This window comes from Streptomyces sp. ERV7, assembly GCF_001653515.1.
GTDB lineage: Bacteria > Actinomycetota > Actinomycetes > Streptomycetales > Streptomycetaceae > Streptomyces.
Genome location: NZ_LYOY01000086.1, coordinates 1 through 13,457 on the forward strand (window position 1 = coordinate 1; position 13,457 = coordinate 13,457).

9 protein-coding genes and 1 pseudogene are annotated in these 13,457 nt (G+C 69.6%); 3 read left to right on the top strand and 7 right to left on the bottom strand.

Annotated features, from left to right (window positions below; all coding sequences use genetic code 11):
- The first annotated feature begins 60 nt into the window (after window positions 1-60).
- Entirely contained in the window at window positions 61-486 is a 426-nt protein-coding gene (locus A8W25_RS30540; RefSeq protein ID WP_067167679.1) for a hypothetical protein, read from the top strand.
- 305 nt (window positions 487-791) lie between these two features.
- Here A8W25_RS30540 and A8W25_RS30545 read toward each other — a convergent pair whose 3' ends face one another.
- The 3 genes and pseudogenes from A8W25_RS30545 to A8W25_RS33095 all read right to left on the bottom strand — a co-directional run.
- Complete coding sequence (locus tag A8W25_RS30545; RefSeq protein ID WP_067167681.1) at window positions 792-1,952, bottom strand: alanine--tRNA ligase-related protein; 1,161 nt, start codon at window positions 1,950-1,952, stop codon at window positions 792-794.
- Between the two features lie 531 nt (window positions 1,953-2,483).
- The gene (locus A8W25_RS30550; protein WP_234386668.1) at window positions 2,484-4,100 is read right to left on the bottom strand and encodes a class I adenylate-forming enzyme family protein; all 1,617 of its coding nucleotides are present in this window, start codon (window positions 4,098-4,100) and stop codon (window positions 2,484-2,486) included.
- A gap of 186 nt (window positions 4,101-4,286) precedes the next feature.
- Window positions 4,287-4,605 (bottom strand): annotated as a pseudogene (locus A8W25_RS33095) (transposase); the annotation flags it as partial.
- 188 nt (window positions 4,606-4,793) lie between these two features.
- Here A8W25_RS33095 and A8W25_RS30555 point away from each other — a divergent pair.
- Window positions 4,794-6,830, top strand: a complete 2,037-nt coding sequence (locus A8W25_RS30555) for a M6 family metalloprotease domain-containing protein (RefSeq protein WP_067167685.1) — start codon at window positions 4,794-4,796, stop codon at window positions 6,828-6,830.
- Between the two features lie 183 nt (window positions 6,831-7,013).
- Window positions 7,014-7,487, top strand: coding sequence for a helix-turn-helix transcriptional regulator (locus tag A8W25_RS30560; RefSeq protein WP_199831876.1), 474 nt, complete (start codon window positions 7,014-7,016; stop codon window positions 7,485-7,487).
- Here the strand turns inward: A8W25_RS30560 and A8W25_RS30565 are convergent, their stop codons facing one another.
- From A8W25_RS30565 to A8W25_RS30580, 4 genes are all read right to left on the bottom strand, one after another.
- Window positions 7,488-9,785, bottom strand: a complete 2,298-nt coding sequence (locus A8W25_RS30565) for a LuxR family transcriptional regulator (protein WP_079126539.1) — start codon at window positions 9,783-9,785, stop codon at window positions 7,488-7,490.
- A 164-nt stretch (window positions 9,786-9,949) separates the two neighbouring features.
- On the bottom strand, window positions 9,950-10,435 hold the full coding sequence (locus A8W25_RS30570) for a DUF1269 domain-containing protein (RefSeq protein WP_067167690.1): 486 nt from the start codon (window positions 10,433-10,435) through the stop codon (window positions 9,950-9,952).
- Window positions 10,436-10,980: 545 nt separating this feature from the next.
- Window positions 10,981-12,204 (bottom strand): cytochrome P450 family protein, encoded by a 1,224-nt coding sequence (locus A8W25_RS30575; protein ID WP_067167692.1) that lies wholly within the window; start codon window positions 12,202-12,204, stop codon window positions 10,981-10,983.
- Between the two features lie 204 nt (window positions 12,205-12,408).
- Window positions 12,409-13,457 (bottom strand): helix-turn-helix transcriptional regulator (locus tag A8W25_RS30580; protein WP_234386682.1); only part of this gene is annotated, 1,049 nt, incomplete at its 5' end.

Consider the following 13,457-nt stretch of genomic DNA (forward strand, 5'->3'; position numbering starts at 1 on the left):
CCCGCCGGTGCCGGCGGGAATACGCGAACCCCAACAACCGAGCACACACGGGGAGTAACCATGTTCAGCATCCCTCGCCGCTACACCGCCCTGGCCGCCGCAGGCACATTCGTGGCCCTCGGCCTTGGCACCTCCCTCACCGCACAGGCCGACGCGCCCAAGACCAAAGCGCCCGCCACGACGACGTCCACGATGCAAGGGTGCAACACCGGCGTCTCGGCACCGGTACGTGACCGGCCCGGCCACGTCAGCGCCGGTGCATCCAGTACCGGCTGTGCGAACAACTGGACCTTCACCGCCCAGCTGCAAAGCTCACGCTGGTGGGGCTGGGCCAACGACGCCGAAGAGCACTGGATCGGCAGTGCCAGTCGCGGCCTGGGCGCGAGCTGCTCCGGTGTCCACGACCACCGAGTAATCCTGCACTGGAGCAGCGGCCCGGCCAACGGCACCAAGATCGGCCCAGTCAGCAATCTCAACTGCGGCTGACCGAGTGCGCTGACACACGCCGCCCGCACCCTTGGCCACGAGGGGGCGGGCGGCGGCGCGGGTGACCGCGGCGCTCCAATCAGCGGGCTCGGGCGGCACCGTAGGGCCTGCGGCGTGTTCGCGAAGGCGCCGGGTCAGTTCCGGCAGTTCGTGGGCCGGGAACCTGACCTGCAGGAGGCGCAGGCCGAAGTCCGGCGGCTGGTCCCCCTGGAACATCGCCGCGTCCATCGGCTTGACGTTCACGTCCCAAGCGTCAGGGGCGGCCCGGTGAGTCATTCCGGCCCAGCCCCCACCCGCCCTCACTGCTACCGCAGGCTGATGACGAGATCGCGGGGCAGGCCATGGGTGTCGTGGAGGTAGTGGAAGTCCTCATCCTTCAGAGGGCCTTGGAACCGGGGCCGGGCAAGGACCTGCCGACCGCGTTCCAGGAGCCGTTTGAACCGGTTCTCCTCCTCCAGCAGCAGCCGGTATACCTCGCTGAGCTCTCCTTCCTGACGGAAGTGGTCCAGGGTGTGGGAGACCAGCTCGTGCGGGAGGTCTCCCAGAGTGCGCGAGGAATCGTCCCGCCATAGAGCCGTGAGCACGCGCCGCACCAGGCGGCGCAGCACGTAACCCTGTCCCGTGGCGGCCGGACGCACACCATCGCCGAGTACCACGATGGCTGAGCGCAGGTGGTCGTAGACCACACGCAGCGACTGCTCGTCCAAAGGCCACAGGGCCGGCACGAGGCGGCGCCAGGGCTCGAAGACGTCGCACTCGAACACCGAGGATTTGCCTTGCAGCAGCGAGGCCAGGCGTTCCAGACCGAGCCCGGTGTCGATGTTGCGCTGGGGCAGCGGAACGAGGGAGCCGTCCTGGAGGCGGCGATAGCGCATCATCACGTGGTTCCAGACCTCCACCCAACGGTCGTCGCGTGTGGGTGTCGACGTCGGTGAGGTGTCACCGCTCCACAGGAAAATCTCCGAGTCGGGGCCGCACGGGCCCACCGGCCCGTTGGACCACCAGTTGTCCTTCACGGTGAGCTCGACGGGAACGCCATGGTCCTGCCACACCTGCAACGAAGCGGTGTCGGGCCCCACCTGGTCATCGCCGCCATAGACCGTGGCATGCAGCAGGCCCGGATCGATACCCAGCCCGTCGGTGAGCAGCCTGTACCCCCAGTCCAGGCTCAGCGGGCCCTCGTAGTCGCCCAGCGACCAGGTACCAAGCATCTGAAAGACCGTCAGATGAGTGGCATCGCCGACCTCCTCCAGATCCGTGGTGCGCAGACAGCGCTGCACATTGACCAGGCGCCGGCCCAGTGGATGGGGGCGCCCCTCCAGATAGGGGGTGAGCGGATGCATACCGGAGGTGGTGAACAGCACCGAGTCGCCCGGAGGCGGCAACAGGGTCGAGCCCGAGATCCTGTGGTGATCACGCTCCTCGAAGTACTCGACGAACGTGCGGACAATCGTCTCCGTGTCCATGAAAGTGGCTCCTTGCCATCACAGTGGGGAAGGCACCGGATAACGGGACCACGCCGGTCATTGCACCGCAGCGAGAAGCCAGAAAGAACGCCACGCAACCACCAACAGGCCGTTTCCGGTCGCCGGTGGGAATGGGAGAAATCAGACGGCGGCAACCGGCGAGCTGGTCGCTCGCGCGGTCGCGATGATGATTCGGCCTCTGACGTTCATACGGCGACCATAGTGGCCCCGACGCTCCCGGGCACATGATTTTCCCGCCCGATGCGCACGCTCTGGATCAGACCGGCGCGCCGCAGCGCTGCGGCGCGCCGACTGGCCGCGGCGTCGGACGCTCCGACGAGCGAAGCCAATTGTCCTCCGGTGACTCCGCCGGACATGACGATCGCCTCCAGTGCCTCCGCTCGGTCGGCACCCAACAGAGACCGAAGTGCGGCCGACGACCATGCTGGAGCCGAGCCGCTTGGCGGCGGGTTGCAGCGAGCCTTTCCGCCCGGGGCGAGGACATGGCAGGACCCGTTCAGGCAGCGGCACTTACGGAGTGTCCACGGCCGTGCTCGTCCACGCGGCGCGCAGCGCCTTCTTGTCCACCTTGCCGACCTTGGTCATCGGCAGTTGGTCGAGCAGGACCGTCTTGCGGGGCGTGTACAGGTCTCCCAACTCGGCGGTCACCGCGGCGCCGACCACGTCCGGGTCGACATCGGTGCCCTCGGCCGTGGCCAGGAAGATCTGTACGGCCTCCCCGTAGTTCTCGTCCGGCACGCCCAGCGCCGCCGCGTTGCGCACACCGGGCAGCGTGAGCAGGAAGTCCTCCAGGACCCGGGAGTAGACGTTGTCACTGGTGCTGCCGGTGACGATGATGTCCTTGGCCCGGTCGACGAGATAGAGGTATCCGTCCGCGTCGAGGTAGCCCAGGTCCCCGGTGCGCAGCCAGCCGCCGTAAAACGCCTCCGCGGTGCGCTCCGGGTCCTCGTAGTAACCGAGCATCACGGACTTGCCCCGGACGCACACCTCGCCGATCTGCCCGGCGGGCAGCGCCGCCGCACCGTCTTCACCGCGGATCTCGATCTCGGTGTCGGATATCGCGCGACCGCAGCTGCGCCACAGCTCGGGCCGCCGGGCTGCCTGCGAGGCGAGGTCCTGCGCGCCGAACGCGGCGATGCCGAGCGCCTCCGACTGCCCGTAGCCCTGGCCGAGTACGGGCCCGAAAATCTCGACCACTTGCTGGAGTCGGCTGGGCGACGACGCCGCGCCGCCGACGACGATCCCCCGCAGCTCGGGGAGTACGCCCCGCTCGCACTCCGGGTGGTCGAGCAGCGCGTACAGCATGGGGGGTACGAACATGGTGGTGGTGATGCGCTCCTCGCGCAGTACCGTCAGTGCCGCGCCCGCTTCGAACTCGGGCAGCACGACGAGGGCACACCCGGTCACCAGCGCCTGAATGGAGGTGAGGTGGCCACTGGCGTGCGTGAGGAGCGTGGAGACGAGTATCCGGTCCGTGCTGGGGTCCATGGTCGGGAAGAAGCCCGTGGAAGGAGCCTCGTGCACGTCGTCCTGCACGTGATCCAGCAGCACGTCGTACAGCCGGTGGCTGTGCGCGGCGAGTTTGGGGCGGCCCAGGGTGCCGCCGGTGTAGAGGACGGTGACGGCCTCGTCCGCTGCCGGGGTGGGCACGCCGTCGGGGCGCACCACAGGGCACTCGGCCGCCACCGCCAGCAGATCCGAGCACCGCTGCTCACAGGGACCGAGGCTGAGCAGCACGGGCGCGTGGGCGCTGCGGCCGGCCGCGTCGGCGGCACGCGCCGCGAAGACAGGGTCGGTGACCACGGCGCGCGCCTTGGACTGCTCGACCAGCGCGGCGAGTTCGCCGGGTCCTGGCTCGGGCGGCAGGAACACCACGCGGCAGCCGATGAGATGGACCGCGAGCTGCACCAGGACGGAGTCCACGCGGTTGGCCAGGAACAACCCCACACCGTCGCCGGGCGCGAGCCCCTGCCGGCGCAGCGCGTGCCCCAAACTGAACAGCCGGCGTCGGGCCTCCCCCCGGGTCAGCCTCTGCGCACCCTGGACGAGCGCCTCGGCGTCCTCGTCCTGGTGCCAGTGCTCCAGGATGTGGTCCAGGTATGTCCGCGGTCCAGATGTTTCCTGCAAATTAACGATCATGAACACATGCAAGCACGCCGCTCAGGAGCCGTGACTTCACAGGGAGCAACTTCAGCCATCTTGCAAGTGGAGCACTATGTTCCGGTATGAGACGGTTGCTCGGCTCTCCGCAGTCCGTGTCCGCACGGTGGGGCGCTCCGAGGCCGAGGAACGTCGCCCCGTACTCGCTCACTTGATGACGCGGGCGCCCTCGCGGAGCTTCCGGGTGAGCGCGTCCACCCAGACGAGCGCAATTTCGGCAGCTCAGTGACGCCGAGGGAGGCGGCCAGATCTCGACCCATCGGGTGCTGACGCCGGGCAGATAGGCGACGGCGACCACCGGCATGAGGGCCTGCTCGGCCCGGCAGCGCCATTCGAGGAGCCGGCCTGGGAAGTAACTGCCGGACCTGAGCCCGGGGATGGCGAGTTCGACAATCCCGGCGCGCGTGTCCCACTCGCGCGGGCGGTAGCCGTTGCAGTGGTTGGCGCGTTCGTCGCTGACCTGCCCGTGTTCCGGCCAGGGTGGCGTGCCTCGGGCCGGGGTTACGCAGGCACTCTGGCGTCATGCCTGCCCACGGCTCTACCGTGGCACCGGGGACACACCCGCACCACAGTTCGCAAGGCTTGTCATGCGCGCGCCATTTCCCGCCCCGTCATTCACCGCACCCCATGACCTCAATGACTCCAGGCAAGAGGTGAGCCATGTTCGTGCACCGCAGACGCCTGCACCGACCAAGTCGACTGCGCCGACTCAGTATCGTCGTCCTGCTCCTCGGCGTCGTCGCAGCCGTCGCGGCCGGGCCCGCCCGGGCGACGCCGGATGCCGCGCCTTGGGGCCCGCCCCTGGTCCGGCCGCTCGACCCTCAGCACTGGCGCAACCCCGATGCCATGACCTGGGCCGAATACCGTTCCGTCCCGGGCACGGACTGGGCCAACCCCAACCGCCAGCCCACCCAGCGCAAGTTCAAAGGCGCTCTCGTCCTGCTGGACTACTTGGACGAGGACTTCTCGGTCACCAAGCCCGCCGGCGCGGCCAAGTTCGGCAATCCGTTACCCAGCGCGTCCGGCATCCCCCGCGCCCAGGTCCCCAAGTTCTACGAGGACTTCCTCAACAAGCCGGGCACGCTCAACCACGGCCACACCATCAACGAGTACTGGATGGAGGATTCCGGCGGCCGTATCGGCGTCGGTCTGACCGCCTTCGGCGCCTACCGCATGCCGGGCAAGTCCTACCAGTACGGCATCGAGCCCGGCATGAACCCGGACGCCTGCCCCGTGGGCGACACCTGTGGCAAGGACATCCGCGCCGACGGCAAACGGGCCTGGGTCGCCGACGTGGGCGCCGGCAAAGCGGGCGAGTTCGACTTCGTCTTCTACCTCACCGCCGGAGTGGACGAGTCCTCCGCCTGGCAGGAGTTCGGACAGATGAAGTTCGCCTCCGCCCAGGACGTGCCGGCCGCGTGGGGACCCCCCTCCCCCATCGCCTCCGGACTGAACTCGGCACGGACCCGCTATGTGCCGTGGACGTCCTGGCAGGCGGCCGCCCGTATCTGGCCCAACGCCGCAAACGGCTCGTCCACCCAGGCCGAGAGCTCCGGCATGGCCACCTTCGCCCATGAACTCAGCCACATCCTGGGCATCGGCGACAACTACAACAACCCTTATGGGACACCGCTCAGCCGCTCCTACACCGGCATCTGGGGCATGCTCTCGCGCGGCTCGTTCAACGGCCCCGGCGGGCCGCACACCCGCTGGCAGATACCCGCCACCGCGGGCGGCTCCATGGGCGCCCAGCACGTCCTGCGCGACAAGCTCAAACTCGGCATGGTCGACGAGAAGAACATCCTGCGCCTGGACCGCGACGCCCTCAAGGACTCCGGCCTCGTCGTCGCCCGCGTCACCGCCCGCTCCGCCCCGCCCGGAGACAAGGGGCTGACCGGCCTCAACATCACCATGGGCCGCGACCTGTCGCCGACCTGCGACCGGGCCACCGACCCACTGTGCGACGGCGGCGGCTACGACAACTACACCGTCGAGGTCGTCGACCGCATGGGCATGGACTCCTTCACACCCGACAGCGGCGTCCTCCTCAGCAAGACCAAGAACGCCGACCGCGCGCCGTTCGCCTGGGTGGTCGACGCCCACCCCGAAGACATCAACCTGGTGGACTTCACCCGCCCCGACGGCACTCCGCAGAAGATCACGATGGGCGACTACCGTCAGCTCAGCGACGCGCTCTTCCACGCCGGGGCGGACTCCGGAAGCTCGTACGAGTACATCGACGAGGCCAACCGGATGCACTTCTACGTCCTCAACGTGCGACGCGACGCCACCGGCGTGCTCTCCTACGACATCGGCGTCAAGTCCCTGGACGGAGCGGGCCCGCAGGCCCGCGCAGTCTCCCTCACCAAGGGCTCCGTCACCGGCGCACCCGCCCCCGGCCGGGCCGTGTGCACCTTCGGCCTCACCAACACCGGCCAGCCCGACCCCCACAACCAGCCACACCTGTCCTCCGACATCTACCGTCTGACCGCCACCACCTCGGCACGCGGCTGGTCGGCCTGGCTCCCCAACCGACTCACCGCCGCGGCCGCCGGTACCTCCGTCCCCGTCGACGTCGCCGTCACCGCGAAGCCGGGCGCCGAACGCACGGGCGCCGTCGTCCTCACCGCCCGCTCGGAAAGCGACCCGACGAAAACAACCCAGGCCACCTGCGCACTGCCGAAACCAGGCAGGTGACCTCTCCCCCACACGGCACGGGGCGCCCGGGCCGCACCCGGCCCGGCCGCCCCACGCCGACCCCGAAGCCCTCTGGGAGGGGCGGCTCGTCCCGAGGAAACTGGGCCGAATGGTCTCTTCCGCATACTCGGTGTGCCCCCGACCGTGGAGGGACGATGTCCTGCACGCCGGGAGGTGAGCGGCATGTCCGACGTACGATGTGCGCCTGTATCCGGATGCGCGCTCGGAGAGAACGGCGTCTCCCTCCTGCGTGGGCGGCTGCGCTCGCTCAGCTATGAGGCGACTTCGGTGGACGCGGCGGTGACGACCTGTCTGGTGTGGGTAGCGGGCGTCCTGGTGGGGGTGGCCGGGGGCATTGCGGATGCCCGCAGCGCGGGGGCTCTGGTGCACGAGGCATCAGCCGTGCTGGCCGAGGTACCCGCACCATCGGGGCACACCAAGCCCTCCCTGCCGGCACCCCATCTGTTGACGGACCGTCAGCTCGCCGTACTGCGGCAATTGCAGGAGGAGATACCGCTGCGGCAGATCGCCGAAAGGATGTACGTCTCGTACAACACCATCAAGAGCCACACCCGTGCGGTTTACCACAAACTCGGTGTGTGTTCACGGGCCGAGGCAGTGGCCCGGGCCAGGGAGCTGGGCCTTGTCCAGCGGTGATCACAACAGCTGGAGTTCTCGGGCTCTTCGGACAGCGGCCGAACGCCGCGACACGGAGAGCTTGCGGTAGACGCTCTTGAGATGGGTCTTCACCGTGTTCACCGAGAGGTACAGCTCCTGGGCGATCTCCTCATTGGTCATCATCTGTGCCAGCCGGGCCAGAACATCCTGCTCCCGTACGCTGAGCCGCTCGGCGGGAGCGGACACGCCGTCAGCGCCGTCCACCGCGATGGTGGTCACAGCGCTCGGGCCGACACCGCCAGAGCCGAGCAGCAAGGCACACGCCGGCACCAGCGTCCGGTGCACCGCACCCGGCAACCGCGCCCCTGCCACCGCGTCACCGATCGGCGCTCGCACGAAGCGTCCCCGTTCCATCTCGGCGGACAGCACCGCCACCAGTTTGCCGATCTCGGACAGGAAGGTGTCCGGCCGGCCGCTCAAGAGGCCCTCGCACCTGGCGACTTCGCGCCGCGCACGCCCAGGTTCTCCACGCGCAAGCTCCACCCAGGCCCCCACCAGATGCAGGGTGGCGCGTGAAGGCTCAGCTGTCGTCCAGGCCGGCAGCGGCGGCCTGGACGCCCGCGCGGCCAGTTCGTCGGCGGCCCGGAAGCGTCCACGCAGGGTGTCCAGGAGCGCGAGTTCGACCAGGCAATCGCGACGCAGTACGCCGTTCTCGGCGGCGCCCGCTGCCTTGAGCCCCGCGGTGAGCGAGGCCTCAGCCGCCGTGAGGCAGCCGGCCCGCAGCTCACCGCTGCCGCGAATGGTCAAGATGAGGGCCGCGATCTCCGGATTCTGCGTCCACGCCCTGTGCGGCAACCGCAGTCCGGCCGCCTCCGCTTCGGCCGCGGCTGCGCGGGCCTGCCGCGGATTGCGAGTGCGCAGCACTTCCATGCGGATCACCGCGTATGTCAGGCGGCACCGTGCCTCGTGCTCGCTCTCCCAGGGAGACAATCCGGGAGACAATGGAGCCAGGAGCCGTGCGCACTGCTCCAGAATCCGGGCGCACGTCTGGTCGTCGCCGTGGGCATGCGCGACGGCCGCCGTGAACAGGGCGGGTTCGAGCTCCTGCGCCGGGGCGACGCCACACGGCCGCCTGGTCTCTTCGACGGGCAGCCGCACCCTGGCCACACCCAGGACCTGGCCGATCGCCAGTCGGTGCACGACCAGCCGGGCAGCCTGGTCCCAGTCGCCCGCGGCCAGCAAGTGGCGGACCGCCTCGGCAAACCGGCCGTGCCCATCGAGCCAGGCGGCCGCACGGCGGTGCAGCACGGCGACAAGACCGGGCTCCTCGTGGTGCAGACACCTCCGCAGCACATCGGCGAACATCCGATGACAGCGGTACCAACCCTCGCCGACGGGGTACAGGAAGGAGTTCTCCCGGACGAGAGCCGCGAAGTGGCAGCCTGCATCCGCACCGGCGAGTTCGGCGGCCAGTTCGGCGTTCACGCTCTCCAGCAGACTCGTCGCGAGCAGCAGCCGGCGCATGTCCGGTGACTGCAGGTCGAGGACCTCCTCGACCAGGTAGCCGGCGATCGCCTCGTCCTCCCCGGTGAACTGCGCCACGAACCGGACGGGGTCGTGATGCTTCTCCATGGACATCGCGGCGAGCCGCAGCCCTGCCGCCCAACCGTCCGTGCGCCGCCGCAGCGCGGTGACTGTCTGCTGGGGTACGTCGATCCCGTGCTGGGCGAGCAGTGCTGCCGTCTCCCGGTCGTCGAAGGCGAGGTCGGCGGTGCGCAGCTCGGTGACGTCTCTGGCGAGCCGTCCGCGACGCACGTGCAGCGGCGGGTCGCGGCGGGAGAGGACCACCATGCGCAGCACGCCCGAGGTATGCCGCAGAAGACGCGTGACGCCGTCCGCGACCGGCGAGCTGGGGGCGGTCTCGAAGTCGTCCAGAACGAGAGTCACCGGCTCGCGGCGGTCGCTCAGAGCGGTGGCGAGCCCGGCCACCAGCAGGCCCCTGTCACCGGGCGTCACCACCTCCGGCACTTCCACACCGGCCGAGCGCAGTGCCCCGGCCACGCGTTGCCAGAACACGTCGGGCTGCTCCGTCCGGCCGTCGCAGGTGACCCAGGCGAGCGGTCCGGGCGGGCGGCGGGTATGGGCCCACTCCACGGCCAGGGCCGTCTTGCCGGCGCCCGCGGGCCCGACGACCACGGTCAACGGCCCGTCGACCGCTCGGGCCAGCCTGTCCGTCAGCCGACGCCTGGGAATGAGCCAGGTGGGCAGCGCAGGCACACCACCGACGGTCTCCCCACAACTGCCGTTCTCCTGCGTGGGGCGTGGCCCCGCGACCATGGGCGGCACCTCGCTCTCGGCTCACAGTGACGTCATACGCCAAGTGTGGGTCGCGACCAACGAGCAGGTAGCGCGCTCCGCGCCATCTCACCCGGGTGAAGTCCCGGTGTGAGACGGCGCGTTGGCGGGACACGGCTGCGGGAGGAGAGACCACGCGTCCCCGGTCACGTCCCTTGCAATGCGGCCACCAGCTCCTCTTCCCGGTCCTTGGTGAGCGAAGTACGGATCACGATGGGGTTGAAGGGCAGGAGCGCCTCACGCACCCGATCAGGTGTCGATCGCCGTACAAGGGCGAAGACGGCAGCCCGGCCGGGCTCCAGCGTGCTCGCGATCTCCTTCACGAACGCGTCGTTGAGGCCGATGTCGTTGAGCTTGCCGGCCACCGCACCGGTGGCGGCCCCCACCGCGGCACCGAACACCGGCATCAGGAAGAGCAGTCCGAGCAGCGAGCCCCACAGGGCACCTCCGGCCGCGCCGTGGCCGGTGGTGCTGTACGTCTGGCGCACATGGATCTTGCCGTCGACGGTCCGCCAGGTCAGTGCCGCGTCCTCCAGGTCGAGCAGTTCCTGGCGAGACAGGTCCCTCGCGAGACGCAGGACCGCTTCCGCTTTTTCCCTGTCCGAGAATCCGAGTACGACGAGATCAGCCATCAGGCCCTCCTGCGCTGGTTGCGGGACGCGGGTTCCGTTGGTGCCCCAGGTGTGACCGGTTCACCCAACGCGCCTCCCTTCGACGGGCTCTCCGCCGTCACCACCGTCATCACAGCGGTGACGCACCCGCGGCGCGTCACCCGCCACAGGTGAGCGGGGCCCGGGACGTCAAAGGCGATGTCGGCCTGATTCGCGGGGAGTTCCCGCCCGGTCTGTACGACCGCGCTGAGAATGCGCTCGGAGTGGGCCCGCCCCGGCACTTCGCCCAGGTCGGCCCCCTCGGACCGGGCCGTGCGCCGGTCAGCCCGTATCGCTGGACGGCGCACGGCCCGCACACAGGCCACTTCATGATTGCTCATCTTCGGCGCTGCGCCAGCCCCGGTACGAGCCCGGGATCACGCTCGTCGCCCATGCGGAGGCTCACCCCTGGCAGGTGAGGCGGCAACAGGTGCACCCGCCCGAGCCGAGGCTGACCGAAGACGGAGGAGACGGCACGGGTCGACTCGACGACGAACAGCCCTGAGTTCGCTGAGCGTGATCGCCGCTCAACGAGTTCGTTGGCCGTGGGTGTACCGACGTGCGGTCACCGCCTGGACCAGCACGGGGAGCGAGGCCAGGCCGCGGACGAGACGGGTGCGCCGCCACTCCAGTCGGTCGGGCGGTAGGGCAAGGCGGATTCCGGGGAATCTGGTCAGCACTGCTCGAAGGGCGATCTCAACCTCCGCCATGGCCAAGGGCGCGCCGACACAGCGGTGGATACCGTGACCGAATGCGAGATGAGCAGCCGCTTCCCTGCCCAGGTCGAGGTGGTCCGGCTCCGGGAATCGGGCCGGGTCCCGATTGGCTGCCCCCAGCGCGACCAGGACCGGAACACCGGCCGGGATCTCGGTGCCGCCGAGTGTCACTGCCTCCGTGGTGAACCGGAAGGTGGCCATGCTCACCGCAGAGTCGAAGCGGAGCAGTTCGTCCAGCGCGGCAGAGACCTCGTCCGGATTCTCCCGGAGGCGATCCAGCACGTCCGGGTGCTGGAACAGCGCCAAGAGGGCGTTGCCGAGGGCATTGGTGGTGGTCTCGTGTCCGGCCACGAGCAGCAGCACGGCCAGGGAGACCAACTCCTCCTCGCTCAGGCGGTCCTCTTCGTCCCGAGCCGAAATGAGCCGGTCCAGGAGCGAGCTGCCGGGGCCCAGGCGCTTGGCGGCGATGAGGTCTGTCAGGTAACCGGCCAGCGCGTGCGAGGCCGCGTCGATGACGTGGGGCTCTCCCGCCGCGAACAGCTCCGCGGACCAGCGCTGGACCGCGGACCGGTCGGCCTGCGGCACTCCGAGGAGCTCGCAGATCACGATGACCGGCAGCGGCACCGCGAGGCGGGCCACGAAGTCGAACGGTCCGCCGACGGGCCACTGGTCCAGCAGTTCGTCGGTGGCCCGGGCGATGAAGGGACGCAATTGCTTGACGGCGCCCGTCGTGAACTCTTTGGTCACCAGCTGCCGCAGCCGGGTGTGCCTGGGCGGGTCGCTGGCCAACATGGTGTGGGCCACCGCCGGATGCAGGCGGCGCCGCGACTCCTTGCCCGCGAAGAAGGTGCTCGTGTCCTTCGACAGACGGGAGTCGCTGAGGGCTTCCCGGGCCTCCGCGTAGCCGGTGACCAGGTAGTTGGCACGCCCTGCGGAACCGGCGGGGACGGACCGCACCGGACACGCGGACCGCATGGCCGCATACGTCGCATAGGGGTCCTGGGGAACACGGGGATCCTGGGCCGGCTCAGTCATGGCGTCAAACTCCGAGAGAACATCGCGGGTTTCGACGAGGCCCTGCCCCTGCGCCGCTTCGCCGGCCGACTGCGGCACGGCTGCCTGGACCCGCCCTTCGTGCTGAACAGTCTCAGCCCCGACACCCCCTCCGTACGACCCGATCTGCCTCCTCACAAAATAGCCGGTCAGCGCACACTTCTCCGCGCATCCGATCAGGGGCCATCACGCGGTGAGGGCGGCCATCAGTTCGTCGCGCCCGCAGCTGCCCGTCTTGTGGAAGACCGCGCGCAGGTGCTGGTTGACCGTGTGCAGGGACAGGCCGAGGAGCCGGGCGATCTGTTTCGGTGCGGCACCGTTCTGCAGGTATCCGATGACCTGCCGTTCGCGGGCGGTGATCTTGTACCAGTCGCAGAACGTCGGGAGCAGCAGCGCGCCAGTGGCGCGCTGGATCACGATGGCGATGTCGCCGTTGCCGCCGAGTGGCTGGGCCTCGAACACGGCCCACTGACCGTGCCCGATCACAGGCGTGCACACCCTGGGATAGCGCCTGCGCGGGTTGTGGGCGTGTGCGCGCGCCTCGAACGACAGAGCCGCGAAACAGTACTCGATGAGCCACTCCGGTGCCGCCTGCCCGTGCGCCATCACAGCCTGCCAGGCGCGGGCCTGGGATGTCATCGCGGCGACTGTGCCCTCGTCGCTGACGACAAGCATTCCCGGCGGCAACTCATCTCCCTGTCCCCCGGGCGCGACGGGCCCTCGGGTCACATAGCCGCGCAGCGCGCCGACCAACGCCGGCCCGATGCCCGCGATACGGAGTGTGTCCTCAGCTCCGAACGGCCGACTTCCCTGCGCGCGCTTCAGGCCCAGCAGTCCCCACACTCCCCTGCCGTCCCGCAGGACCAGGCACAGCTCCTCATCGAACCCGTGCCGAGCGAGCAGCTGGTCGTACCAGCCACCGCGCAGACCGCGATCCACCACCACCGGCCCGGGCCGGCGAGCCAGGCGCGCCAGCTGGGTGAAGGCCGCGCCTCGGCTGCCCGCCCTCATCAACTCACGGCCCACGTCCGGCCCATACCCGTGCCAGAACCCCAGGGCGCTGGCGCCCACTCCAAGGGAGGGGTTCATCACCATCAACCGCAACGCGTCATGTCCCACCACCGGCGCGACCACCCGCGACAGCGCCGCCCCCGTCTCCTCGACCCCCACGCCCCGTACGAACACCTCGCACAGAGCCCGATACAACCAATCCCCCGCCGGCATCACACCCCCAG

Coding starts and splice junctions, on each gene's coding strand:
- A8W25_RS30545 (WP_067167681.1), bottom strand. CDS start 1,952: ATGGACACGGAGACGATTGTCCGCACGTTCGTCGAGTACTTCGAGGAG.
- A8W25_RS30555 (WP_067167685.1), top strand. CDS start 4,794: ATGTTCGTGCACCGCAGACGCCTGCACCGACCAAGTCGACTGCGCCGA.
- A8W25_RS30565 (WP_079126539.1), bottom strand. CDS start 9,785: ATGGTCGCGGGGCCACGCCCCACGCAGGAGAACGGCAGTTGTGGGGAG.
- A8W25_RS30540 (WP_067167679.1), top strand. CDS start 61: ATGTTCAGCATCCCTCGCCGCTACACCGCCCTGGCCGCCGCAGGCACA.
- A8W25_RS30575 (WP_067167692.1), bottom strand. CDS start 12,204: ATGACTGAGCCGGCCCAGGATCCCCGTGTTCCCCAGGACCCCTATGCG.
- A8W25_RS30570 (WP_067167690.1), bottom strand. CDS start 10,435: ATGGCTGATCTCGTCGTACTCGGATTCTCGGACAGGGAAAAAGCGGAA.
- A8W25_RS30560 (WP_199831876.1), top strand. CDS start 7,014: ATGTCCGACGTACGATGTGCGCCTGTATCCGGATGCGCGCTCGGAGAG.